This is a genomic window from Pseudoalteromonas sp. Ld20, assembly GCF_045064175.1.
GTDB lineage: Bacteria > Pseudomonadota > Gammaproteobacteria > Enterobacterales > Alteromonadaceae > Pseudoalteromonas > Pseudoalteromonas neustonica.
This window is the reverse complement of record NZ_JBISHB010000027.1, coordinates 21,287-46,441: the sequence shown is the minus strand read 5'-3', so window position 1 is coordinate 46,441 and position 25,155 is coordinate 21,287. Positions and strand designations below refer to the sequence as shown.

Annotated in this window: 19 protein-coding genes, 4 tRNA genes and 1 pseudogene; 9 read left to right on the top strand and 15 right to left on the bottom strand. The window is 41.0% G+C overall.

Features of this window, described 5'->3' with window-relative positions; translation table 11 throughout:
• Window positions 1-52: 52 nt before the first annotated feature.
• From ACJJVX_RS04310 to ACJJVX_RS04300, 3 genes are all read left to right on the top strand, one after another.
• A complete protein-coding gene (locus tag ACJJVX_RS04310) occupies window positions 53-1,426 on the top strand; it encodes a Gfo/Idh/MocA family protein (RefSeq protein WP_054205313.1) in 1,374 nt (457 codons plus the stop codon).
• 93 nt (window positions 1,427-1,519) lie between these two features.
• Complete coding sequence (locus ACJJVX_RS04305; protein WP_054454494.1) at window positions 1,520-4,357, top strand: TonB-dependent receptor; 2,838 nt, start codon at window positions 1,520-1,522, stop codon at window positions 4,355-4,357.
• 43 nt (window positions 4,358-4,400) lie between these two features.
• The gene (locus ACJJVX_RS04300; RefSeq protein WP_405630345.1) at window positions 4,401-5,693 is read left to right on the top strand and encodes a DUF3472 domain-containing protein; all 1,293 of its coding nucleotides are present in this window, start codon (window positions 4,401-4,403) and stop codon (window positions 5,691-5,693) included.
• A 292-nt stretch (window positions 5,694-5,985) separates the two neighbouring features.
• Here the strand turns inward: ACJJVX_RS04300 and ACJJVX_RS04295 are convergent, their stop codons facing one another.
• The 13 genes and pseudogenes from ACJJVX_RS04295 to murB form a co-directional block, all read right to left on the bottom strand.
• The gene (locus tag ACJJVX_RS04295; RefSeq protein ID WP_064435643.1) at window positions 5,986-6,501 is read right to left on the bottom strand and encodes a hypothetical protein; all 516 of its coding nucleotides are present in this window, start codon (window positions 6,499-6,501) and stop codon (window positions 5,986-5,988) included.
• Window positions 6,494-6,994, bottom strand: a complete 501-nt coding sequence (locus tag ACJJVX_RS04290; RefSeq protein WP_054206955.1) for a hypothetical protein — start codon at window positions 6,992-6,994, stop codon at window positions 6,494-6,496. Before ACJJVX_RS04290 ends, ACJJVX_RS04295 begins: the two co-directional genes overlap by 8 nt.
• 19 nt (window positions 6,995-7,013) lie before the next feature.
• Window positions 7,014-7,826, bottom strand: a complete 813-nt coding sequence (locus ACJJVX_RS04285; protein WP_064435642.1) for an RHS repeat domain-containing protein — start codon at window positions 7,824-7,826, stop codon at window positions 7,014-7,016.
• A gap of 252 nt (window positions 7,827-8,078) precedes the next feature.
• Window positions 8,079-8,564 carry a hypothetical protein gene (locus tag ACJJVX_RS04280; protein WP_054205894.1) on the bottom strand — a complete coding sequence of 162 codons (486 nt, stop codon included), beginning with the start codon at window positions 8,562-8,564 and terminating at the stop codon, window positions 8,079-8,081.
• Window positions 8,554-9,069, bottom strand: a complete 516-nt coding sequence (locus ACJJVX_RS04275) for a hypothetical protein (protein ID WP_054205893.1) — start codon at window positions 9,067-9,069, stop codon at window positions 8,554-8,556. The genes ACJJVX_RS04280 and ACJJVX_RS04275 overlap by 11 nt, the downstream gene beginning before the upstream one ends.
• Before the next feature lie 313 nt (window positions 9,070-9,382).
• Window positions 9,383-10,180 (bottom strand): annotated as a pseudogene (locus ACJJVX_RS04270) (elongation factor Tu); the annotation flags it as partial.
• Window positions 10,181-10,315: 135 nt separating this feature from the next.
• Window positions 10,316-10,391, bottom strand: a tRNA-Thr gene (locus ACJJVX_RS04265).
• Window positions 10,392-10,403: 12 nt separating this feature from the next.
• Window positions 10,404-10,478 (bottom strand) — tRNA-Gly (locus ACJJVX_RS04260).
• 45 nt (window positions 10,479-10,523) lie between these two features.
• Window positions 10,524-10,608: transfer RNA gene (locus ACJJVX_RS04255), tRNA-Tyr, on the bottom strand.
• A gap of 37 nt (window positions 10,609-10,645) precedes the next feature.
• Window positions 10,646-10,721 (bottom strand) — tRNA-Thr (locus tag ACJJVX_RS04250).
• A gap of 119 nt (window positions 10,722-10,840) precedes the next feature.
• On the bottom strand, window positions 10,841-11,536 hold the full coding sequence (locus ACJJVX_RS04245) for a type III pantothenate kinase (protein WP_405630340.1): 696 nt from the start codon (window positions 11,534-11,536) through the stop codon (window positions 10,841-10,843).
• On the bottom strand, window positions 11,533-12,525 hold the full coding sequence (birA, locus tag ACJJVX_RS04240) for a bifunctional biotin--[acetyl-CoA-carboxylase] ligase/biotin operon repressor BirA (RefSeq protein ID WP_054206796.1): 993 nt from the start codon (window positions 12,523-12,525) through the stop codon (window positions 11,533-11,535). Before birA ends, ACJJVX_RS04245 begins: the two co-directional genes overlap by 4 nt.
• The gene (gene murB, locus ACJJVX_RS04235) at window positions 12,522-13,532 is read right to left on the bottom strand and encodes a UDP-N-acetylmuramate dehydrogenase (RefSeq protein WP_054206823.1); all 1,011 of its coding nucleotides are present in this window, start codon (window positions 13,530-13,532) and stop codon (window positions 12,522-12,524) included. Before murB ends, birA begins: the two co-directional genes overlap by 4 nt.
• 144 nt (window positions 13,533-13,676) lie before the next feature.
• On the opposite strand from murB, the gene ACJJVX_RS04230 reads away from it, so the two are divergent.
• A complete protein-coding gene (locus ACJJVX_RS04230; RefSeq protein WP_054455962.1) occupies window positions 13,677-15,521 on the top strand; it encodes a M1 family metallopeptidase in 1,845 nt (614 codons plus the stop codon).
• A gap of 59 nt (window positions 15,522-15,580) precedes the next feature.
• On the opposite strand, the gene ACJJVX_RS04225 is transcribed toward ACJJVX_RS04230, so the two are convergent.
• Window positions 15,581-16,186 (bottom strand): DUF2057 domain-containing protein, encoded by a 606-nt coding sequence (locus ACJJVX_RS04225; RefSeq protein ID WP_054206798.1) that lies wholly within the window; start codon window positions 16,184-16,186, stop codon window positions 15,581-15,583.
• Window positions 16,187-16,277: 91 nt separating this feature from the next.
• On the opposite strand from ACJJVX_RS04225, the gene ACJJVX_RS04220 reads away from it, so the two are divergent.
• The 4 genes from ACJJVX_RS04220 (at window position 16,278) to ACJJVX_RS04205 (ending at window position 20,199) form a co-directional block, all read left to right on the top strand.
• Window positions 16,278-16,649 carry a histidine triad nucleotide-binding protein gene (locus tag ACJJVX_RS04220; protein ID WP_054206799.1) on the top strand — a complete coding sequence of 124 codons (372 nt, stop codon included), beginning with the start codon at window positions 16,278-16,280 and terminating at the stop codon, window positions 16,647-16,649.
• Window positions 16,650-16,877: 228 nt separating this feature from the next.
• Window positions 16,878-17,534 carry a response regulator transcription factor gene (locus tag ACJJVX_RS04215; RefSeq protein WP_054206800.1) on the top strand — a complete coding sequence of 219 codons (657 nt, stop codon included), beginning with the start codon at window positions 16,878-16,880 and terminating at the stop codon, window positions 17,532-17,534.
• Window positions 17,535-17,669: 135 nt separating this feature from the next.
• Window positions 17,670-19,826: an ATP-binding protein gene (locus ACJJVX_RS04210; protein WP_054206801.1), complete on the top strand. Its 2,157-nt coding sequence runs from the start codon at window positions 17,670-17,672 to the stop codon at window positions 19,824-19,826.
• 109 nt (window positions 19,827-19,935) lie between these two features.
• The gene (locus tag ACJJVX_RS04205) at window positions 19,936-20,199 is read left to right on the top strand and encodes a hypothetical protein (protein ID WP_054206802.1); all 264 of its coding nucleotides are present in this window, start codon (window positions 19,936-19,938) and stop codon (window positions 20,197-20,199) included.
• 14 nt (window positions 20,200-20,213) lie between these two features.
• Here the strand turns inward: ACJJVX_RS04205 and ACJJVX_RS04200 are convergent, their stop codons facing one another.
• A complete protein-coding gene (locus ACJJVX_RS04200; RefSeq protein WP_405630335.1) occupies window positions 20,214-21,632 on the bottom strand; it encodes a mannose-1-phosphate guanylyltransferase/mannose-6-phosphate isomerase in 1,419 nt (472 codons plus the stop codon).
• Window positions 21,633-21,842: 210 nt separating this feature from the next.
• Here ACJJVX_RS04200 and ACJJVX_RS04195 point away from each other — a divergent pair, with 210 nt between their 5' ends.
• Window positions 21,843-25,118: a methyl-accepting chemotaxis protein gene (locus ACJJVX_RS04195; protein WP_342884468.1), complete on the top strand. Its 3,276-nt coding sequence runs from the start codon at window positions 21,843-21,845 to the stop codon at window positions 25,116-25,118.
• The last annotated feature ends 37 nt before the right edge of the window (window positions 25,119-25,155 follow it).

The window sequence follows — 25,155 nt, the reverse complement described above, 5'->3', positions numbered from 1 at the left end:
TAAAAGACTACGAAAGCGAATTCACAAATAATAAACATATAAGGGCAATGTCATGGGCGATCTCAACCGTAGACGGTTTTTACAATCAATGGCCGCAATTGCAGCAACAAGCGCAGCTTTAGGCTGCGCTTCGACAGTAAATCCCAAATCAATACTCAGAACGCCGCAACAAGGACGTTCAACCCTTGGCTTAACAGTGCCAAAAATGGATGTAGTAAGAGTGGGCTTTATTGGGGTTGGTGAACGCGGAGTTGGCGCTGTAAAACATTTTTGTCATCTTGATGGCGTTGAGATAAAAGCTATTTGTGACACCCATCAAGCCGTAGTAGACAGAGCTGTGAAAGTTGTTGTTGATAAAGGCTTTAAAAAACCAGATACCTACGGTAAAAGTGACCTCGATTATAGGCGTATGTTAGAACGCCAAGACATTGATATTGTCATTATTTCAACACCGTGGCAATGGCACACCCCCATGGCTGTCGATACCATGGAAAGCGGTAAACACGCTTTTGTTGAAGTGCCCGCAGCCGTTACCGTTGAAGAAGCATGGCAGCTTGTTAATACCTCTGAGCGCACACAAAAAAATTGCATGATGTTAGAAAATGTTTGCTACGGCCGTGACGAGCTCATGGTGCTTAATATGGTTCGCCAAGGCGTTTTTGGAGAGTTATTGCACGGTGAAGCGGCGTACATTCATGAACTTCGCTGGCAGATGAAAGAAATTGATCATAAAACAGGTTCTTGGCGCACCCCTTGGCACGCAGCTGTTGATGGTAATTTATACCCAACTCATGGTTTAGGCCCAGTGTCCCAGTATATGAATATTAACCGTGGCGACCGTTTTGACTATATAAGCTCAATGAGCTCGCCATCATTAGGGCGCGCCGCCTACGCTAAAAAAGAATTTCCCGCAGATCATAGCCGCAATAAGCTTAACTACATTGCGGGTGATATGAACACCAGTATTATCAAAACAGTAAAAGGTCGTAGCATTATGGTGCAACACGACACCACCACGCCACGCCCTTACTCTCGTCACAACCTAATTCAAGGCACTAACGGCGCATTTGCAGGCTTTCCAAATCGAATCGCACTTGAGCAAGGTGGCAGTAAAAGCTACCACGAGTGGGATTACGACATGGCTGATTGGTATAACAAATACGATCACCCGCTCTGGCAAAAAATGGGCGCTGAGGCTGAACGTAACGGCGGCCATGGCGGCATGGACTTTTTAATGTTTTGGCGCATTGTGTTTTGCCTGCGTAACGGCGAACCACTTGATCAAGATGTGTATGACGCAGCCGCATGGTCTGCTGTTTTCCCATTATCAGTAGAGTCTGTCGCTGATCGTAGTAACAGCAAGGACTTCCCTGATTTCACTCGCGGCCTTTGGCAGCAAGCAAAGCCACTTGGCATTATTTCGTGATTTCCCCCAAGCGTACTGGAAAAAGACACCCAACACGCTTGGTAATAAACCAATAAAAAATAACCATCAACAAGTAAAATACAGGTAACTATTATGAAAGCACAATTAAAACTGTCCACCCTGTTTTTGTCCATGAGTGCCATTTTCAGTGGTGCTACGCTGGCTGCTGAAGAAGACAAAAAAAAGGAAAAAGAAGCCGAGACCGAGCAGGTAGAAGTAATCGAAGTCAGAGGTGTTCGCTCAAGTATTAAGGAATCCCTGTATTTAAAACAACAAGCCGTTGGGGTTATGGATGCCATAGTAGCAGAGGATATTGGTAAGTTTCCCGATCAAAATATTGCAGAGGCACTGCAACGGATGACGGGGATTGCGATTACCCGTAACGGTGGCGAGGGCCAAAATGTTACCGTGCGAGGTTTAGGTGGTGACTATAACGTAACCACCGTTAATGGTCGGCGCATGGCATCAGAGCATTCCAGCCGTAACTTTAATTTTGACTTAATCGCCCCTGAAATCGTCCAATCCCTCGAAGTATATAAATCCCCACAAAGTAAAACACAAGAAGGCGGCATTGGCTCTGTCATCAATATCAAAACCCGTAAACCTCTCGATTTAGACGGTTTTACTTTATCTGGCAGTGCAAAAGGTATTTATGAAGAGCGTACGGGTGATATAAATCCACAAGCATCCTTTTTGATTAGCGATACTTTTTTTGACGACACCTTTGGCGCATTATTTACCGCGGTTTATTCTGAGCGTACTCAACGAGCAGATTCTTATGAAGGCCAAGGGTTTTATGATCCAGACGAAAATGTAGACGTTCGTATTCCAATCGATAGCAATGGTAACGGTATACTTGAAGATAATGAGCAATCATATCCCTCGATCATTCCAGGCTACGTACGTTATTCAAACTGGCAAGATACCCGTGAACGCCTTGGCGCAAGCCTAGCGCTACAATGGCGCCCCTCTGACAAGTTTGATGTGAACTTTGATAGCATGTACTCACAGTACGAAACCAATGGCGAACAATATCAGATTTCATTTGTCACCTATGATGAATCATGGACTCCCGGCATTCCGGCAATCGGTGAAGTAAAATTTAATGATGATGGCAATGCAAATTACGTAGAGTTAGTTGATGGCGCAATGGCAGAACTGCTTAATGTATCTGTACCGCGTAATACCGATACATGGCAATGGGGCTTTAATACAGTTTGGTATGCCACAGAAAGCTTAACGGTTGATTTAGATATTTCACAATCACAAGCAAAAAATGTGAGTAACGGTAATAACCGCTTTATTGTTGCGCGTGGCTTTGTTGATGGTATCACTATCGACCAAACCGGCAGTAATATGCTACCAGATGTAACAATGACACCAGCGCTTAGTTCTGAGCAACCTTTTGGCGCACATTACAGCTACAACTCCGGCACCGATGTTAAAGACAAAATCGAAGAAGTACGCCTAGCAGCAACTTACATCCCTTCGTTTGAACTCGTCAAAGATGTGCAATTTGGTCTACATTACGGTAAACAAACTAAAGAGCGCAGCGTATTTAAATCTAAAAATGCCTCCATGTTTAGTAACGGTGGTGCTTACTTCAAAAATTCTGAATACGATAGCTTTGATGACTCAAGTGTAGAAGAGCTTGGCGGCTTAAATTTATTCCGCTTACCTGCTGATGTATTAGTCCCTGCTAATTTTGATAACTTCTTAGATGGCGAACCCGGCAAACACCCTGATCCATGGGCAAGCTTTGATTACGACAAGCTGTATGCTTTTTATGAAACAATCAACCCACAAGCAGCTCAAGATAAAATAGTTGCAAAAAACAGCCCTAAAGATTCATTTGCACTAACAGAGCAAACCCTAGCCGCCTTTGTTGAAACAAACCTACAAGGCGATATAGGCCAATTACCGTTTGCACTGAACATGGGCGTGCGGGTTATTAAAACCGATGTAACATCGGATGGTTACACCTTTGATGTTGAAAATGTTCGCTATAATGTGACTGAAAAAGATGGCGCATTAAGCTACCGTGTTGATGGTGATATTGACGATTATTATGCACGCTCAACCACAGAAGAAAGCTACACGGATGTACTGCCTAGCTTAAACTTCAAACTTAATTTACGCGATGATTTATTGTACCGCTTTAGTGCCGCAAAAGTGATCACACGGCCAAACCTTGGTTACTTATCACCGTACAGTTATTTAGATTTTAATAATGCTGAATACCATGCCTCTAACCCAGGTATCAAACCACTGAGAGCAAATCAGATTGATACCACTATTGAATGGTACTTCTCTGATTATGGCGCACTCACATTTGCAGCTTATTATAAAGACATAGAGTCTGTCATAGCCCGTGGCCGTGTAGGCACAGCACAAGTAGGTAATTACTTTAAAGATGGCGTTGCAGTAGACGGCCCTATTTTTACTAAAATTTCACCTACATCAGAAAAAGGCGCAACCATTTTAGGCTTTGAAACAGCTTATCAACAATCTTTTGATGAAATACTCCCAGCCCCCTTTGATGGCTTAGGCGTACAAGTAAACTATACTTTTACAGATAGTAGCTATGACGATGAAGAATTAAACGACCTTCCTTTTGTAGGAATGTCTGAGCATTCGTATAACGCGGTTATTTATTATGAGAAAGGTGATTACCAAACGCGTATTGCTTATAACTGGCGCGACGATTACCTTGTATACCCAGACGCATGGGGCGGCCCAGAATGGGCGGCTGATTATGGTCAATTTGATTTTAGTGCTAGCTACAACATTACTGAAAAAATGCGCGTTGATTTAAGCGTAACTAACTTAACAAACGAACGACAATGGTCGTATGTTAAAACTGAAGAACAGATTCGTCGCTTGGCGCGCTATGGTCGCTCGATTAGCTTGGGCTTTTCGGCATCATTTTAAGCTGATTAGCGCCGTTTATCGGCGCTTTTTTATGGAACACACTATGAGATTTTTACTACTTGCTGCCTCATTAATAGGGAGCTTATTTTCTCCCTTTGTAACGGCGACTCAAACCACTGACTACTTTATTCCCAGTTATGGCAATAGTGCCACCAGCCATAGCATTAAAGAAAACAAAGAACTTATCAGCGATGAAGGGATTACGCATTGGCAAGACCCCACAATACCAATAAATCACTACTTTTACCTGCCAACAAAAACCCCTTTTAATTTAAAATTACGTGTAAAAGTGACCGATGGCAACAGTCAATTAAAAGTCGACTTTAATCAACACAGCCAAGTTATTAAACTCACTAACCAACAATTTCAAGACATCGATCTTGGGAAGTTCAACCCAACTGATGCTGGCTATCAGCAACTCACGCTTAGCGGGTTAACTCGCAGCAGCAACACCTTTGCTGATATTCAAGGGGTTATTGTCACGCTAAATAAAGACGCTGCTGCCCCATTATATGTAAAAAATGATATTTATTGGGGTCGTCGTGGGCCATCTGTGCATTTAAACTACCCAGTAGCTGATACCACTAAAAACTATCAATGGTTTTATTCAGAGCTGTCTGTGCCACAAGGTTACGATAAGCAAGGTTCTTATTTTATGGCCAATGGTTTTGCAGAAGGCTACTTTGGCATTCAAGTTAATTCAGCCACTGAACGGCGCGTATTATTTTCAGTGTGGAGTCCTTTTCATACCGATGACCCTGCTGCTATTCCTGTGGAAATGCGTATTCAACAACTTGCTAAAGGCAAAGATGTTTACACCGGTAAATTTGGTAACGAAGGGTCTGGTGGGCAAAGCTATTTAGTATTCCCTTGGCAAGCAGAGCAAACCTACCGATTTTTACTTAAAGTTAATCCGACTAACAATCTTGCCAATCATACTGATTACAGCGCCTACTTTTATGATCCTATTGCTGCAAAATGGCTATTTATCGCATCATTTAGACGCCCAAGTACCAATACATATGTAACAAGACCACACAGCTTTTTAGAAAACTTTATCCCTGATGCAGGCCAGTTTGAACGTAAAGCACTTTATGGCAATCAATGGCTTAAAGACACGCAAGGGCAGTGGCATGCACTTACTAAAGCACGTTTTACCTATGATGCAACCGCCGCTAAAAAATCGAGAATGGACTATCAAGGTGGCACTGAGAATACGGGGTTTTACTTACGCAACACCGGCTTTTTTACAGGACCTACTAAATTACACAGCGAATTTGAACGCCCAGTGAGTCAAGCGCCTGAGGTAAACTTAAACGCCTTGCCTAACAATTAAAGTTATTTCAACGTCGCGTTTTGTCCAATCCGCATATTTGTCGCTCCTTCAAGCGGCAAATATACTATAGTACGTAATCGACAACTGGCCTTACACGAATGTTTACAATCGATTTTCCTGACGCCCGGTTACAAGCAAATACTGTGTCACTTAAAAATAAAAACACGATAAAATTAATAGTTTTTTCATTATTTTTCTTAATTTTTTTAGAAGGAGACAGGTCTGCAAACTATAAGACCTGTCCTTGAGATTTCATAAAAGGCAAAATGCAAGACCTAACCCTAACACTTTTTTAGTAGCTTTCGAACCATTCATAAGGCGAGACTATCCCCCAAGCCCAGTCACCGAAAAAAAATAAAAAAGCAGCTGAAAAAATAATAATTACAATTATTAGTATTATTATTAAATTTAAAAAAGCCAATCTGGTTCCTTTAAGCCTAGTTATAACCTCAATAAAAAAAGAAACAGAGCCAAATAGTAAAACGACTATTATCAAACCTATTAATTTTGAAAGCTCTTGCTTTTCAAATATAAATTCAGTTACTAGTAACCAAATTAAAAAATAGAGCGCTGAAATATCGAGTACTAAAGTTAAGTCTGTATTTTTCTCTAAAAATAATGAATCAAATTTATCCGTCGCTAACAAGTATATAAACACAACAAAAAACTTTAAGTAAAAGCTAATTGAATAACCGATCTCAAACTTATCAAAATTTAAAAGGTATAAATCAGCCAATAAAAAAAGCGATATAACTAAAACTGATTGTAATATCGCACTTTTGTTAAAGAAATCAGGTCGACTATTCAATTACATACTTCCCATCTAGTCTAACTTTCATTCTTGGCTTTCCAGAACCCATTAAAGGTATTTTCATTCCTTTTCCCTTAAAAAACCTTGAACTTTGCATTACTGCTGGAGCTAAATCTATCAAACTAGTTGGTCGGACAGTTGCATTTGTTAATGTGGTAATCTCTCCGACTAAGCCAAACACTGCCGATCTTTCAGTTCGCGACATAAATGATAATCGCCCAACTCCTTTTCCTATTAAACCAGCTCCTGAATAAACTGCTGATGCAGTAATAGCTGTATCTATGAAAGCATTATAAACATTACTTTGACTTTCCAAGTAGTTACTTCTAATAGCGGCTAAACCAATACTAAAATCAGGTAAATGATCGTTAATCTCATTTTTAAAAGCACTCCAATTATCACCACCTAATATACTTGATACGTCCAAATCACTAGCTAAATCTTTTATACTTTGCAAAGTAGCATGATATAATTCTGGATTTCTCTGCATTTCAGCAATTTGTTTGCCATCAACCGAAAATCCATTCTGAGGCGCACTTCCTGGTGAAGTTGACCCCCCTGCCTCCTGAATTACTTGGTTTATTAGCTCCTTCCTCTACTGTAAGTGAAGGTGTTTCATTTCCACCATCAGTCTTGGTGGTAGCTTGCTCTTTAGGAGACTCTGAAGACTCGGGTACACACCCAGCTCCCGCTGCCATATTCAACATACAATTAACAGCGGCCCCTTTTGCAAAGCTTTTTGCAAACCCACCCGCAAAGTTGGCCATGGCTGTCCCACCACCATCTATCGCCTGAGCAATCCCTATCGCCATTTTCGCATAACCATAATACTCATAAGCCGTCAATATACCACCTATTACCGTGGCTGCTGCCCCTGTGACTATGCCATTGGCAATCGCTGCTTGTAATGCCCAAACCACCAAGGTCGCAAAAATATACCCACTTGGGTCGGTTTTGTTCAGCGGGTTATTCACCACGTACGAGTAACGGTTTAAGTTTTGAATATTCTCAGGTGCTTGCACCATGGGGTCTGCTTGTAAAAAGCGCCCAAGGATTGGGTCATAAATACGCCCGCCCATGTGTACCAGCCCCACTTCGTCCATTTGCTCGTGACCGGTATAACCACGTAAGGTGATTTTACTGGTAAATTTCGCTTGGTCGCTGAAATCCCTTGCCCATGTTTTGGCATCACGGCGCGCACCAAACACATCAAAGCTCATGGTTTGCTCAAGCTTACCATTGGCATCAGCAATCACATGGGTTGAACCTAAGTGGTCGTCTAGCATGTAGCGAGTGGTGGCTTGGTTATTAACCGAAATCAAGGGGGCAAATAAGCTTTTTAGTTTTTAAGTAAAGGCAAAAAGAAAAAGCTGACCCCATTATTTCAAACCATCGTGCATATTCACACCAATCGACGTCATTACTGGATGTATAGTCATATTTAAAGTGAGTTTAAAAAGTAACAACACTTGGTTTTTTGAATAAAAAGATCAAGAAAACACAGCTGCCTGCTTGACCGGAACTTTCTAATGGGTGACCCTATTCACTCTTTTTCCTATTTCTAAAAGCTTAATCTATGCTTCAAAACATCCATATTTAGATATAACCAGGCTGTTACTTGAAAACTCTCTGTACTCACTATTTATTTTCACAAATTCCATAAGCGAAACTATATACTCCTCTTCTGAAATGGTTAATTTATAAATTTTCTCTATTGGGATATCAATAATGAAGATTTCACCGGCTTTAATTTCAACTTCGAAAGGAGTTATTTTTTCATGATGTTTTAAAAAAATTTTCATGAAACTATTTCTATTACCAGTGTTAATGGCTTGCTTATATTCATCGTATTTAAATAAAGCTAACCCACTGAAATCAGTATTGAATCTTATTTTTCTTGAATCTTTTAAATTGTTATTACTGTAGCCTACTAATAAATTAAATTCTTCATTTTCAAAGTTACAGCTTAAATTGACTTTAACATCGACTGCCCTACTTTTAGCACAAGATAAACATGTGAATATCATCAAAGTTACAATAGCTAGTTTTTTAATCAACATAATTTTTCCCCATAATACTATGTTCTAAAACATAAGGGTTGTGCCTCAAATGAGAAATAGCAGACTGTCTTTTACTCGGTGAAAACGATCTATGAGCTACAGAATTAAGAGCCTTTATATCCTTAATCCTTGAGCCAAAACTGGTATCTCCATTATGCACATGACCATAATCAAAACTTGGTAAATGTGATACTTCATGAATAATTGTAGTTTGAGGAACATCACCATATCGAAGGTTACTCTTAAAGTAATTGTTAGAAAACCCGATTTGAGTAGAGCCAGCCTCAGCAAAGTCACTACCTCCAGTCTTATAATGATAGAAGTCATCTCTTCCCATAGAATTCATTTTAGAAACCATACCTTCTAGATCTTTAGAAAGACTCTCAGCAACTGAAGCAAATGCCTCCGCATCCATGTCCATACTCGCATTATAACCATAGTTATACGCAATTCGTTTGTAATCCGCAGAAGTTGGATCTTTGTAATAATTTAAGTTGACACCCATCTTAATTATTCACCGAAAGCAAACTTTAGGATGGGTGTCATCTTTGTTTCCCCCTTGCACCATGGGTTCTGCTTGTAAGAAGCGCCCAAGAATAGGGTCGTAAATACGCCCGCCCATGTTTTGGCATCACGGCGTGCACCAAACACATCAGAGTTCATGGTTTGCTCAAGCTTACCACTAGCATCAGCAATCAAGACCTGATAATCATATAGAAAGCTCCTCGAGTTTTTCGATACAGTTGTGTTGACCAAAACATAAACAGTATCACGAGGAGCTTAGTATGAAACTATATGGTGGAATTGACTTGCATTCAAATAAGCTTACGGAACATTTCAACACCAGTACAAGTAGAACGAGTTGTATCATTGATACCAACAATTTCTACTTCGTCATTGATGCGGATGATACCAGCTTCAACACGACCAGTTACAACAGTACCACGACCTTGGATTGAGAAAACGTCTTCGATAGGCATGATGAATGGCTTATCGATGTCACGCTCTGGCTCTGGGATGTAAGTATCAAGTGCTTCTGCAAGCTCAACGATCTTGTCTTCCCACTCTTTCTCGCCTTCTAACGCTTTAAGCGCAGAACCCGCGATTAGTGGTAAGTCATCACCAGGGAAATCGTATTCAGAAAGAAGTTCACGAACTTCCATTTCTACTAGCTCAAGTAGCTCTTCATCATCAACCATGTCACATTTGTTCATGAACACGATGATGTAAGGAACGCCAACTTGGCGAGAAAGTAGGATGTGCTCACGAGTTTGTGGCATAGGACCGTCAGTAGCCGCAACTACTAAGATAGCGCCGTCCATTTGAGCAGCACCTGTGATCATGTTTTTAACATAATCGGCGTGACCAGGACAATCTACGTGTGCGTAGTGACGTGAAGGAGTATCGTATTCAACGTGAGACGTTGAAATTGTGATACCGCGCTCACGCTCTTCTGGAGCGTTATCGATTGATGCGAAGTCTTTAGCTACACCACCGTATACTTTTGCAAGTACGTTAGTGATTGCTGCAGTTAGGGTAGTTTTACCGTGGTCAACGTGGCCGATTGTACCAACGTTTACGTGCGGTTTTACGCGTTCAAACTTTTCTTTTGCCATGACGGAACCTATCAGTTTTGTGTATCTAGATTACATATGAAAATAATCCACCAGTAGGTAGATTAAGTTAAATTTTTCAAATTTCAAATAGTTTTTTCTGACAGATAAAGGAAGTATTCAAGAAGATTCTTAGACTGGTGCTGATAGGCAGAGTCGAACTGCCGACCTCACCCTTACCAAGGGTGCGCTCTACCAACTGAGCTATATCAGCAACACCAGAAACTGGAGCGGGCAGCGGGAATCGAACCCGCATCATCAGCTTGGAAGGCTGAGGTAATAGCCATTATACGATGCCCGCGTTAGGAACCTGTTCTTAAACTACCTCTAACCGTCAAGAATAAAGTGGTGGAGGGAGCTGGATTCGAACCAGCGAAGGCTGAGCCGTCAGATTTACAGTCTGATCCCTTTGGCCGCTCGGGAACCCCTCCACGATAATTCTTGACTAAACACGACTCATAAGAGAAGTGGTGCCGACTAACCGAGTCGAACGGTTGACCTACTGATTACAAGTCAGTTGCTCTACCAGCTGAGCTAAGTCGGCACTGCTTTAGTACGGGGCGAGATATTAGAGTAAGGTGCGAGTTGATGCAACAGTAAAATTAAAAAAAATATGAATTTATGTGTTAAATGCTCACAAATCAGGCAAAAACCATGTTTTCTCTATTTATTATTCAATAAATACCACTGGTTCAGGCCTTTCATGACTAATTGCGAGTCAAAAACAGCGCCCGAAAACTGCGCTTGTAATAACTTGGCATAACCACCAGCAAAAATTAATTGTGGTTTTTTACCACTTAAGTGCAATTTAGCTTGTTCAACTGCACCAATAGTGGCCACTAATGCGCCATTTTTTAAACCGTTTGGTGTGTTTACGCCTAATTGATTACTAAATTCGGTATGTTGATCATCGAATACCCGCTGAGTATTTTGTGTTAATGAGCGAGTCATTAAATCAAGGCCAGGTAAAATCCAACCACCTAGGTGCTGTCCTTGTGCTGTAAGTACGTCAATTGTTGTGGCTGTGCCAGTGTCTACCACTATGCAATTTTGCTGTGGCCATAATGCAAATACGGCAATAAGTGCAAGCCAGCGATCAATCCCTAAATTATCATAGTGTTGATACGCGCATTGCAAACCGCCGAGCTCTTTACTTACTTTAGCCTCAAAACATGGCACTTTATGCAAATTAGCTTGCGCAAGTAGGGCGTGCAGCTGGTCACTTTTCCCAACACAGGCATAAATAAGCTCGTTAATTTGCGGCCAAGGCAGCGCATTTACATCACACGGTTTAATTTCGCCTTGCTGGTATAACGTCGCTTTAAGTGCTGTATTACCTACATCAATCAGTAATCTCATAGCTGCGCCTTGCGTAACGAAATTTCACCACCGTAATAACTTTTAACCTCGCCATCTTGGCGAATACGAATACCACCGTTAGCATCAATGCCTTCACAAATACCACGCCAGCTACGATGCCCGGTATTTAGTTCCACACACTGCCCAGCAAAGGCGTTGAGTAAATTCCATTGTTGGTACATGTCATGCAACCCCGTTTGGCTGTACTGTGCTAAACGCAGCTCAAGGTGATAGGTCAAATGCGCCACCAGCTGATTTTTATCTATTTGCTCACAGTGTTGATTCAAATCTGTCCACGCTTGGTCGATTTGCTGACTAAAACTCTCAGGCATTTGCAAGTTAATACCAATGCCGATTACTAGCTGACACGGCCCTTGTGGTTGACCATCGAGCTCAACTAAAACACCTGCTAGCTTTTCTTTATTAAGGTAAATATCATTGGGCCACTTGAGCTCAATATCTAACTGGTACAGTGCTTTTAATGTATCGTAAACAGCCAAACCAACAGCGATAGACATGCCCATTGCGGCTTGTAGGCCGTCATCTAACCGCCAGAAATAACTGTAGTACAGGTTTGCACCAAATGGTGACTGCCAAACTCGCCCACGACGCCCGCGCCCTGCCTGCTGCATTTCAGCCACAATTACAGTGCCGGAGTCTAGTGTTTGTTTTGCTGCAATACGACGCATCAGTTCACTGTTGGTTGAATCGATAATAGGATGTACTTCAACTTGCGCGCCACGAGATCCAAGTGCTTGGTAACACTGCGCTATTTTATTTTGATCAAGTAAGCCAACCGTATTATTCAAACTGTAGCCCTTACCGCTGACTTTAAAAATATCTAACCCCATCTCTTGCAGGCTTTGAATGTGCTTACTGACTGCAGCCCGGCTAATACCCAGTTGTTCACCTAATAATTGCCCCGAAATAAAGCCTCCTTGGTTGAGGGCATTCAAAATTGCGAGCTTATTACCATCTGGCGCCTTCATGCTGGCTCCTCTAAATTTATAAGGTACTCAGCATCGCCATTTATCAACCGTACTTCGTGTTGTAATTTTATTTGATAACGCTGCCAAACTTGCTGTTGGATGTATTTAACCATAGTCACAAGGTCGCTCCCTCGACTATTACCATGATTAACAAGTACCAGTGCTTGTTGTTGATGTACCTCAATACCCGCTATGCGGTGACCTTTTAAGCCAGCCTGCTCTATTAACCAACCAGCGGCCACTTTATGATGTTCGCCATCGTAATAATAATGGGGCAACTGCGGGTACACTAGGAGCAACTCATTGAGTAGCGCGTTTGCTATAATTGGGTTTTTAAAGAAGCTCCCTGCATTAGCAAGCACGTAAGGGTCGGGTAATTTGCTGTTGCGTGTTTTAATAACTTGTTCAAAAACCGCTTGCGGTGTGACTTGTTCAAGCTGCTGCAAAGGACCATAGCTTAACTCTGGTTGCCACAACTGAGGCAAAGCGAATGCCACTTTAGTAATTACCGCTTTATTTTTTAATCCGTGCTTAAAAATAGAGTCACGGTAACCAAACTCACACTGCTCGGCAGATAAGCGAATAAACTGCTTACTGGCAATATCAAAATACTCAACATATTCAACAAACTTTGCCAGCTCAACACCATACGCACCAATGTTTTGCACGGGAGCAGCCCCGACAGTACCGGGGATCAGCGCGAGATTTTCAAGCCCAGGCATACCTTGCTTGAGTGTATAAGCAACCAATTGATGCCAGTTTTCACCTGCAGCAATCTCAAGCAAGTAATCATGCACACGCTGCGTTACTGTGATACCTGTGGTAGCCATTTTAATAACCACACCTTGGTAGTCATTTAAAAAAACCGTATTACTGCCCTCTCCCAATATACAAAAAGGCAGGCTAAACGATTGCTGCTGCAATTGTCTGTTGTCGGTGATTACACTTATTTGTGGGCACTGACTCGGTAAAGAAAACGTATGAAAAGGTTGCAGGGACTGAGCCACAAAAGCCTCAAAGGTTACCAATAACTAATCATACTAGTGTAACTCATCATCGTTTATGCAAGCCACCTGATTGTAAAAATTGTTCAACCCTGATGGTCAATCATGATATAAAACCTGCACTTATTATTTCCGTTCAAGGCCAATATGAAACTCACACCTATTTTTTTAAGCCTTGCCATGGCGGGCGCTTGCTCACACGCCACGGCGAATGCTGTTGACGAACACACTTACGCAAACCTTAATGATGTTATTACCACTCACCTACACCTCGACTTAGATGTCGACTTTGCTGATAAGCAATTAGAAGGGTTTGTTGAGCACACATTACAATGGCAAGATAACAGCAGCAAAACGCTCGTACTTGATACGCGCGACTTAGATATTGATAAAATAATGTATCAAGATCAAAACGGCGGCTGGCATAAAGCCTCTTACACGCTCGCTAAGCGCGATGATGTTAAGGGCTCAAAACTGACCATTACATTTAAAAGCCAAGCGCAAAAAGCTCGTATTTATTACAATAGTCGCCCTGAGGCATCTGGTTTACAATGGTTAACACCTGAGCAAACGGCCAGCAAAACGCATCCATTTATGTACAGCCAATCACAGGCAATTCATGCCCGCAGCTGGATCCCAGTACAAGATACACCAGCAATGCGTGTTACTTACTCTGCGCGTATTCATACGCCAAAAGATGTGCGTGCAGTAATGAGTGCCGACAATAAAGATGCGCTTTATAAAGACGGTGACTACATTTTTGATATGCCTCAAGCCATCTCACCTTACTTAATTGCAATTGGTGCTGGTAATTTAGAATTTAAAGCTATGTCTAAGCAAACCGGTATTTTTGCTGAGCCAACTATTTTGGATGCATCGGTTGCTGAGTTTAACGATACCCAAGCAATGATCGACAAAACCAATGCAATGTACGGTGAATATGCATGGGGTCGTTATGACTTATTAATGCTACCGCCAAGTTTTCCATTCGGTGGCATGGAAAATCCACGTCTATCATTCATCACGCCAACGGTTGTTGCTGGTGATAAAAGCTTAGTTAACCTGATAGCACATGAACTCGCTCATTCTTGGTCTGGTAACTTAGTGACGAATGCCACGTGGGAAGATTTATGGTTAAACGAAGGCTTTACCTCATACGTTGAAAATCGCATTATGGAAGAAGTTTTTGGTCGCGACCGCGCCGTAATGGAACAAGCACTCGACGCAGCAGGCCTTCGCGCGCAACTTAAAACGATTGATGCACCAGATACCCGTCTTAACTTAAAACTTAATGGCCGTGATCCAGATGATGCATTTAGCTCAGTACCATACACTAAAGGCCAGCTGTTCTTAATTTACCTTGAAAATAAATATGGTCGCGATAAGTTTGACCCATTCGTTAAGACCTACTTTAACGAATTCTCATTTAAGTCACTCACAACAGCTGAGTTTGTAACTTATATCAAAGCAAACTTAATTGAAAAGTATCCTGGTGTTGTCAGCATGGATAAAGTAAACGAATGGATTTTTGAGCCAGGTTTACCCGCAGACGCGCCAAACCCAACATCAGATGCCTTTGATAAAGTAGATAACGCAACACAAACGTGGTTAACAGGCAGCACAACCGCAGCGCAACTACCGACAAACAATTGGACTGTGCATGAGTGGTTACACTTTTTAAATAATCTACCACGCGATTTAAGCATTGAAAAAATGACCGAGTTAGATGCAGAATTTAATCTTACGCAGTCAACCAACGCAGAGCGTGCTTTTGCATGGTATATGCTTGCAGTAGGAAATGGTTATCAAGCAATCTATCCGGCGCTTGATAATCATTTATCAGGCATTGGTCGTCGTAAACTAATTGTACCGCTGTACAAAGCACTTGTTACACATGGTAAACGTGAGTGGGCAAACAAGGTGTACTTAAATGCACGCCCAGGTTACCACCCTCTTGCACAAGGTACTATTGACGCATTATTTGTTAAGTAAGCATCAAAAGAAAGGGCGATAAATCGCCCTTTTTTGTTTTTAAATAGGCTTTTTGGTTCTTACTTTGTGATTTTTTTGATGAATGCTTGTCGTTCTTGCTCACTGGCTTGCTGCCACCAAAAATCAAGCATCGCTGCTGCATTGGGTACGCCCTCATTTATTGGCGCAGTACGAGAGACTGGTGCATTATTTGTGGTAGTAACAGTTCTATGGCCCGTTGGTGGCGCCTTTTTCTGACCCTTAGTACCAGTAATATCCTCAGCGGCAATGAGATCTAATGGGATCCCCAGTGATGCCCCCTTAGCTTGCAAACTAACTTGTGGAGCCTCGGCGAATACTTTGGCTGCAACTGCATTTTCAGCACGATTAAATACGACATCATAATCAGTGCCTGATGCGATGGTCACGTTTACCCAAAATGGTTCAGAGTCAATCACTTCATGCTCATCGTAACTTAACTCATAAAGGTCTGAATATTTAAGCTTGAATTGATACTGTCCTGGGGCTAAATCTAATTCATCTATACGATTAAAAAATGACTGTTCAATTTTTTTATCCCCGACCTGCAAAGGAATAATTTCCTCCGGAAAATAAACTGTCTCAGCAAAACTAGCTGCACTGAGTAATAACGATACGACACCACCTAATACTATTAATTTACGCATATGAACTCCTTGTTGTTTGATTTGAGTTTGACACTGCAAACAAAGTTTGTCATTAGTGCACTTTACTCCACGTTAATAAAGGATCTCAACCGTGAGCCAAGAAACTATATTTACAAAAATTATTAATCGCGAAATTCCCGCAGACATTGTTTACGAAGACGATCTCGCTCTAGCATTTAAAGACATTAATCCTCAAGCGCCTTTTCATGTACTAATTATCCCAAAAAAAGCGATTGCAACAATTAATGACATTACTGAGCAAGATGCTCCTTTAGTCGGCCATCTATACGTGGTTGCAGCAAAACTAGCTAAACAACAAGGTTTTAGCGAAGATGGGTTCAGAGTAGTAATGAACTGTAATCAACATGGTGGGCAAACTGTTTATCATATTCATTTACATATGCTTGCCGGAAAAAGTATGGGATGGCCACCATACCAAGATAAGAAGAAAGAATTGGTATAGTAATTTTTACTCTAAACTTTTATAAACACGCACAACTTTAATTAAATGTTATAAATGTGTTTATATTCAAATAGATAATCGAAAAAAGTATGGCTAATTTTTAACAACTAATACCTTGAAGCTAGTAAAATTGTATTTTTCCTGCCTATTAATAGGAAATTTCTAATACGAAAGGCGCGGATTGCGTGTTAGGATTAATTAGTCAACTTTATTCAAGAGTAAGTAAGTATGAGTAGTTCAGCCTTTTTGTTACTAGATCTAGAGCCAATCAATACAATTGGTATTAATGTATTAGAGCCTTTATTAAAAACCCAAGGGCTCAATGTTACTACAGGAACTAATATTTTAGACATTCCTGAGGGTACCCGCTTATTATTTATTGAAACATCAAGCCAAGATGCGTGGGGGAAATTAAAAGAACAATTAGTAAACCTACGTATAAAATGCGATATCGTGTTATTCAATTTAGATGAGAACCCTGAGTTAGCTAACCGCGCGCTATTGAGCGGCATCCGTGGCGTGTTTTACACCACGGATAATGCAGATGTATTAATGAAGGGAATTCGTTTACTACTTGAAGACCAGCTTTGGTATCGCCGCGATATAATGTGTAACGCCTTAAACCGCATGCTGCAGTTCAATAAAGACGCTTTACATAAACTAACAGACGGTGATATTGAGCCTGTAAAATTAACCAAGCGTGAAAAAGCCATCATCTCATTAATGAGCAATGGCTCTAAAAATAAAGAAATTGCTGAGTCACTCAGTATCAGCCCACATACGGTAAAAACGCATTTATACAGTGCATTTAGAAAAACCAAATGCCGTAACCGTATAGAGCTTCTTTCATGGGCTCAACAAAATATTCCTGACGAAATTCGCTAATACAGCAATATCATACTCGAATTAAAAACAGGTGCTGCAGCACCTGTTTTTGTGTTTATTAAACAACGTGCTATTTGCTAACATCGGCAATTGCCATTATTCTGAAGCCGTCTCTGTGATTTGCTTGGAATAGCCATGCTCGATTCCCTAACACTCTATTTTGCCAGCGCTGCCATGATGGCAGTTATGACACTGCTTAATTTTTTAACGTGGCGTGCTAATAAGCACACTCCTGGCACCGTACTTTATATATTTTACCCATTGGTATTATTTACCGCACTCATGAGTTTTGCACTACATGGCAATATCGACAGTGTCCTTACCGCGACTTTGGCTAATAGTTTATTATTTAGTGCGTCAATTATACATGGTTTAGCCATTAGCCAATTTTTAGGTTATAAGGGCAAAATCTTCCGTTTATTTGTTGCTGCAACGATTGTGTGCAGCGCAATATTGGTCTACTCAAGTGTTGTTGATCCCAGTTTGCGTATTCGTATTTTAGCCTCCGACTTACAACACATCAGCGAAGCCATTTTTTTACTTTATCTATTTTTTCGTTTTGCCCGCAAACCATACCCAAATGGCAGCATTGTCTATATTTTAATTCTCACCATTGTTTGCTGTATTTTCGCAGGCCGTGCCTTTTTAATGGAAGATATGAATAGCTTTAACCCATTAAAAGAGAACTGGTTTAGTATTACACTACTTGTAAATGGCGTTATTGCACCGATGTTTTATGCCACTGGCATGGCATTACTTTGTAATGAACGCCGCGAGCAAAACCTGAATCAACTAACTTTAAAAGCACAAAAAGATTTAGAAATTCGCGGGCTATTTTTATCCACTATTAGTCATGAAATTCGTACCCCACTCAATGGTATTTTAGGCAGTGCGCAGTTGATCATGAACCAATCCAGCGACCCTCGAGATAAGCCCTACTGCGAAGCTATTATTAACTCGGCCGAATCGCTCAATTTACTGGTTGATAAAGTGCTCGACTACGCCAGCCTAGATCAACACGATGAAGCCCTGTATGAAGAAGATGTAGAGTTTAAAACGTGGTTACATAATTTATGTTTGCTGTTAAGTCCTCTAGCAGAACAAAAGCGCTTACACTTTGAGTTGATTTATGACCTTCCCGAACAAGCGTGCTATTACTGCGATCAGCAAAAACTGCGACAAATCATCATAAATTTAGTCGGTAATGCCATTAAATTTACTGATCATGGTACCGTTAAAATTCGCGCAGAATTGCTCGAAGAACGTCAGCTTGAACATCACATTCGCATTAGCGTCATTGACTCTGGACCGGGTATCGAAGATGACGAAATTGAATATCTAACAGAGCCCTATGTGCAAAGCAGTGCCGGCAAGGAAAAGGGCGGAACAGGCCTTGGTCTTGCAATAACCAGTCGCTTACTCGATAAGTTAAGCTCCCAATTAGATATTATCAGTGAGCTTGAAAAAGGCAGTTCATTTAGCTTTGATATTAACTTAGCGCTAGGGGAGCTCAGTTTAGTGGAACAGCGTCACCAATGTAAAGACTACCTCACAGGCCTAGACGTGCTATTAGTTGAAGACTTAGATCTCAACCAAAAAATAGCCATTGAGTTTATGGCTGACGATGAGCATAAAATAAAACTCGCGCGTGATGGTAAAAGTGCCATTGATTTAATGCAAAAGCATCATTTTGATGTTGTATTGCTCGATATGAACTTGCCAGATCTCACAGGACAAGAAGTACTAAAAACACTCAAAAGAATTGAGCATAAAAACCAACGAACCCCCGTACTCGCATTTACTGCAAGCTTAAGCCCTGACGAAATAAAAGAATACTTTTCTTTAGGTATAAAAGATATTGTCGGCAAGCCAATAAAACAACAAAAATTACGCCAAGCGCTGAGTGATTCGCAAACTAGCCAAGCCCCCAGCATTGCCGTAGAACTCAGTGATGTTCTGTATGACGAAACGGCCGCAAAAACACTCCAAGGTTCATTCACCGACGATGAAGTATCATCTATCTATAATGAGTTTGTTTTATCCGCACGCAACAAGTTAATCCGCGCCCAGCAATTGCTCGATGAAGATAAAGAACAATGCATCAAAGTATTGCATCGCCAAGCCAGCACCGCATTGCAATTGGGTTTTAACCGCTATGGTATGGAGCTGAAAAAAATAGAACGGCGACTACTCGATAGTAAACCTCTAAAAGAATCCCTCACCGAAGCATTGGTGCTATGGCAAAACAGCTTAGAGCAGTATTTAAAGTATGTTCGAAGTCAGTTGGATTAGAGTAGTTAGCAGTATAACGTGTTGTAGTACGCCAATGACAAATTGATTGCTCAATTTATATTAACTTGATGTAATAGGTACTACATTGGATAATTAAAGAGTAGAACTCATGCTAATTTTTAAAGTTTTGATTTTAGTTGCTTTATTAAGGTTACTAATCACCACTGAACGACCTAATTTGTGTGCAGGAATTTACACTGGCCTCGTATTGTTAGTTAATCTTATGTCTGGCTTAGGGTTCATAACAGCTATTGTTGCAACAGCTATCTCAGGTGCATTAGCATTACTTTATTTTTGGCTGCTCAACCATTTCAGAGATACCGCAATTTTCTGGGTAATACTTGTTGTTGGCCTTGTTATCGGTTTAATTTAGTAAAATCATCTCTGTTAATATCGACCGTATACATCTTCGAACCGTTCGATGTCATTCTCATCAAGTATCGCACCGGTTTGAACTTCTATCAGTGTTAGCGGCTCACTTTGAGTATTCGCTAAGCTATGGATTTGACCGGCTGCTATATAACAGGATTGATCGGCTGTTAAAACACACGATTTGCCATCAATGCCTACATCAGCAATGCCAGATACTACCACCCAATGTTCAGCTCGGTGCTGATGGCGTTGGGTTGAAAGCTTGGCGCCAGGGGTTACGATGATTTTTTTTACTTTAAATCCAGTTCCTGCTACCAATACCTGATAACTGCCCCACGGTCGATATACTGCCTGATGGTGAATCAGTTTATCACCATGCTTAACCGCTAGTAGCTTTAATAATTCAGGCAACAGCCCTAACTGATTTCTATCGGCAACTAATGTGGCATCGTGCGTATGAATAATCGCAAGATCACTCACTCCCAGCGCAGCAATAGTATGACCATCTTCACTACTAAGTAAGTTGTTACTGCTATTTGAAACTACATCATCTGTACTTGCATTATTACCTTGCTCATCTTTATCAGCACTTTGCCACAACGCATTAAAGCCACCAACATCATTCCAATCAAGAGCTAACGGCAGTACCGCCACATTAGCACTGCGCTCTAAAATGGCATAATCGATAGAATCACTTGGGCAGTTTTTTAAAGCATCGCTATCTGCGCGGGTAAAACCTAAATCACCTGTAAAGTTAGCGGCTTGCACAATACAGCTCGCTATTTTTGGCGCAAAGCGCTCTAGCTCAGCAAGATATGCACTTGGCGTAAACAGAAACATCCCGCTGTTCCAACTGTACTGCGCGCAAGCAAGGTATTGCTGCGCTAATAAAGAGCTGGGTTTTTCTTTAAATTCATCAACCTCATAGCAATTTGTACCCGCTATTTTTGCGCCTTGTTTGATATAACCATAGCCACAATGTGCTGAATCTGGTTTTATTGAAAAGGTAATTAATTTACCTTGTTCGGCAAGTTTCAGTGCATCAGGTAACTGCTCAACGAGTAATTCAAAGTTACTAATATGATGATCGGCCGGCATCACCAATAATGGTGTATTGATCCCATGCTGTAAGGCAAATTGTGCGGCAAGTGCAATAGCTGGAGCTGTATTTCTCCCCTCAGGCTCGAGCAAGATAGCCTTAGGTTGCACCTGTAACTGTTCGCACTGGCTGCTTGCAATAAAGCGGTGCTGTTCATTACACACTAATATTGGAGGATTAAAACCGTTGTTTGCTACGCGTATTAATGTGCTTTGTAAGAGTGATTCATCGCCCAATAAAGGTAAAAACTGTTTCGGCATCGCGCTACGTGATAATGGCCACAATCGTGATCCAATTCCACCAGCCAATACAACGGGGGTGATTGAGTATGTCATAGCAAACTAACTATTTTGATAATAAAAAACCGAGTTTAACAGACAATCCAGTTTTGAATCATCGAATACCCTGTCGCGTTTTAATAAATGATCCTATAAGTCTGTAAATAAGCTTATTTTCGTTGCCTAATTCGCTTTTCAAATATGCTGTTCTACACTCTATACTATTATTTTATCAAGCGTATTTATTGCTTATATAAGGATGTTTATATGACGAATGCTATTGAGTTAGTAAGCGGTTTCATCCATCGGCTTGGGTTAACTAAAAAACTTATTGCCGGCTTTTTATTGGTTGCCTTAATTCCATTGGCGGTGGTAATAAGTATCGCTCTGTATAGTTCTTCTAACGCATTAAATAAACAAACCTACGCACAACTTGAAGCCGTTAGTGAAATAAAAAAAAGCGCTATTGAACGCCACTTTAAAGACATAAAAGCACAGCTCTTATTTTTATCACAAAGCCCATTGCTTCATCGCGCCGCACATGAATTTAGTGAAGCATTTAAACATCCTCTTCAGGCAAATAATCTTAATAAAATTGAAGAAAAAAAGCTTGTTAACTATTACCAAAATCAATTTTCAACTAAGTACAGCGCTGAAAACGAAGGGATGGCAGCGCCAACACAACTTTTTACTCAACTCTCTCCTGCTGCACGATTTTGGCAATATCAGTACTTAGCTGACAACCCTCACCCCCTTGGAGAGAAAGCAAAGCTGCAACACGCTACAACCCCAAATGAATACAGCCTTACACATGCTAAATACCATGGTTTTTTATATAATTTTGCTCAAAAATTTGATTTTTATGATGTATTTATCGTTGATAACAATTCTGCTGAAGTCGTTTACTCGGTATACAAGGAAGTCGATTTTGCCACATCCTTACAACATGGGCCTTTTGCTAATAGCAACCTTGCCTTGGTCTTTAAAAAAGCGAAAACAATTGCGCAAGATGAAATAGCCTTTGTTGATTACCAGCAGTACTCCCCGTCTTATGATGCACCAGCAAGTTTTATAGCGACCCCAATTTATGAGCAAGGCGTACATACTAGTACATTAATTTTCCAGCTATCTATTGATGCTTTAAATACCATAATGACGGAACGCGCGGGCTTAGGCGAAAGCGGTGAAACTTACTTAGTCGGGCCTGATTTTTTAATGCGATCAGATTCTTATCTCGATGCAGCTAAGCACTCTGTCGTAAACTCATTTCGCCGCCCCGTTCAGGGGGCAGTCAAAACAGAGGCTACAAAACTTGCTTTAGCTGGAGCAAGTGGCCAACAAGTCATAACTGATTATAATGGCTCCTTAGTGCTGTCATCTTATCAGCCTATTAATGTTCTAGGTGTCCAATGGGCATTGCTTGCTGAAATGGATAAGCAAGAAGCATTTGCTGCTGTAGCCCAATTAACAATTTTACTCCTCAGTATTTTGGTACTGTCAGTAATTGCGATTACCGTGGTTGCAGTTTTATTTTCTCGCTCCCTGACACGACCCGTACAGCTATTGGTCGATACAATGCACCACGTAGAGCGCCAAGGTGACTTTTCTGTTCGCGCGCCTGTACTCTCCCAAGATGAAATAGGTATCTCAGCTCAAGCTTTTAATTCTCTTTTAGATGCCTTGCAAGGCGCAATTTCACAGACCAACTCAGTAATGAACAAGATGGCGGTCGGTGAATTCCAACACCGCATAGATGTTTCTTGTAAAGGTGAACTTAACTCTTTAAAGCAAGCGACTAATGAATGTGCTGATTCTTTAGAAAGCGCAATGACTGAGCTAAATCAGGTTATTGATGAAATGAGCAAAGGTAATTTTAATACCGTAATTAGCACCCCTATGCAGGGAGAGCTGGCCACGTTAAAACACAATATAAATGGCTCTATGCAATCTATAAATGGAACTATAAATGAAATAGTCGATGTAATGAGTCATATAGAGCAAGGTAACTTTAAACAACAAGTCACTGTAATGGCGAAAGGCTCATTGGCGCAACTAAAGGACAGCGTAAATAATTCAGTACATAGCTTATTTGGTGCTGTTACAAGTATCAGCAAAGTAATGAGCGCATTACATGAAGGGGATTTCTCTCAGCGTATTGAGCAACCTTTGCAGGGGCAACTTGCGCTGCTTAAAGATGATATTAATGCAAGCGTAGATAATCTCGCTCTAATCATTAAAGATATTAGTGATGTGATGGCCGCCGTTAATCAAGGTAACTTTAAGCTACACGTGAATTGTAATGCTAATGGCCAATTATCATCGTTAAAGCAACATATAAATAATTCGATTCTAAATTTAGACGAAGCAGTTAGCGATATTTCTAACGTAATGACTGCCATTAGCCAAGGTTGTTTTGATAAAATAATTGACTCTCAAATGAATGGTCAACTTGATTCCCTCAAGCATGACGTGAACAATTCAGTAAGTAATCTAAGCACTGTAATAGCTGAGCTTGCAAAAGTAATGGCAGCAATGCGACGTGGTGACTTTAGTCAACAACTAACAAGCCAAATGCAAGGACAGTTAGCGCATTTACAAAAAGATGTTAATAGCTCATTAGCGATCACCGCACAAGCAATCGGCGAGGTCACTCATGTTCTAAGCGCCATTTCACAGGGGAATTTAGCTCAACCAGTACAGGGCGACTATCAAGGTGTATTTGCAACACTCAAAGAAGATGTAAACCATACTATAGGTAAGTTAACGAGCGTTATTACCGGTATTCAAAGCTGTGCAAACCAAGTATCACAAAGCGCCTCTGAAATAGCCGCTAGTAATATTGAAATAAGCCAACGCACCGAGGAGCAAGCATCCAACCTTGAAGAAGCCAGTGCAAGCAGCAGCAATATGCTCGATGAAATCGCTCACGTTGCAAAGCAATCAAGTGAAGCGGTAAGCTTAGCTGATAATGCTCACACAATAGCCACTGAAGGTGGTGAGCTCTCGAAACAAACAGTAAATGCTATTGTAGAAGTAAACAACTCAAGTAAAGATATTAATGAAATTGTCTCTGTAATCGATGAAATTGCTTTTCAAACCAATTTGCTTGCACTAAATGCAGCCGTTGAAGCAGCGCGTGCTGGTGAGCATGGCCGAGGATTTGCCGTGGTCGCAAACGAAGTGAGAAACCTAGCAGGTCGAAGTGCATCCTCAGCCAAGCAAATTAAAAGTATTATTAGCAATAGCAACCAAAAAATTAGCCAAGGCACCATGCTAGCTAACTCATCCGGCGACAAATTAGGGCAGATAGTAAGCGCAGTTGCAGCGGTAAATCATATGATTACATGTATTAATAATTCATCAATTACTCAGCAGCAAGCAATTAAAGAGGTTGACATTGTTGTTCAACGCCTCACCGTTTTAATCCAAGAAAGCTCAGCAATTACTGAAGAAACCATGGCCGCAGCAAAACAAATGGCGGAACAAGCTAATACCATGCGTGATCTTCTACTTTATTTCTCATTAAAGAAAATCCCTTTGTAATAAGCGAGTTAAAGTAAACATGAGCTTTTTATACAAT

Excerpts from the sequence above, each read along its gene's own strand:
- ACJJVX_RS04225 (WP_054206798.1), bottom strand. The coding sequence starts at position 16,186 with ATGCGTAAATTAATAGTATTAGGTGGTGTCGTATCGTTATTACTCAGT.
- ACJJVX_RS04210 (WP_054206801.1), top strand. The coding sequence starts at position 17,670 with ATGCTCGATTCCCTAACACTCTATTTTGCCAGCGCTGCCATGATGGCA.
- ACJJVX_RS04205 (WP_054206802.1), top strand. The coding sequence starts at position 19,936 with ATGCTAATTTTTAAAGTTTTGATTTTAGTTGCTTTATTAAGGTTACTA.
- ACJJVX_RS04310 (WP_054205313.1), top strand. The coding sequence starts at position 53 with ATGGGCGATCTCAACCGTAGACGGTTTTTACAATCAATGGCCGCAATT.
- ACJJVX_RS04200 (WP_405630335.1), bottom strand. The coding sequence starts at position 21,632 with ATGACATACTCAATCACCCCCGTTGTATTGGCTGGTGGAATTGGATCA.
- ACJJVX_RS04275 (WP_054205893.1), bottom strand. The coding sequence starts at position 9,069 with ATGGGTGTCAACTTAAATTATTACAAAGATCCAACTTCTGCGGATTAC.
- ACJJVX_RS04305 (WP_054454494.1), top strand. The coding sequence starts at position 1,520 with ATGAAAGCACAATTAAAACTGTCCACCCTGTTTTTGTCCATGAGTGCC.
- ACJJVX_RS04215 (WP_054206800.1), top strand. The coding sequence starts at position 16,878 with ATGAGTAGTTCAGCCTTTTTGTTACTAGATCTAGAGCCAATCAATACA.
- ACJJVX_RS04290 (WP_054206955.1), bottom strand. The coding sequence starts at position 6,994 with ATGCAGAGAAATCCAGAATTATATCATGCTACTTTGCAAAGTATAAAA.
- birA (WP_054206796.1), bottom strand. The coding sequence starts at position 12,525 with ATGAAGGCGCCAGATGGTAATAAGCTCGCAATTTTGAATGCCCTCAAC.
- ACJJVX_RS04245 (WP_405630340.1), bottom strand. The coding sequence starts at position 11,536 with ATGAGATTACTGATTGATGTAGGTAATACAGCACTTAAAGCGACGTTA.
- ACJJVX_RS04280 (WP_054205894.1), bottom strand. The coding sequence starts at position 8,564 with ATGTTGATTAAAAAACTAGCTATTGTAACTTTGATGATATTCACATGT.
- ACJJVX_RS04195 (WP_342884468.1), top strand. The coding sequence starts at position 21,843 with ATGACGAATGCTATTGAGTTAGTAAGCGGTTTCATCCATCGGCTTGGG.
- ACJJVX_RS04300 (WP_405630345.1), top strand. The coding sequence starts at position 4,401 with ATGAGATTTTTACTACTTGCTGCCTCATTAATAGGGAGCTTATTTTCT.
- ACJJVX_RS04230 (WP_054455962.1), top strand. The coding sequence starts at position 13,677 with ATGAAACTCACACCTATTTTTTTAAGCCTTGCCATGGCGGGCGCTTGC.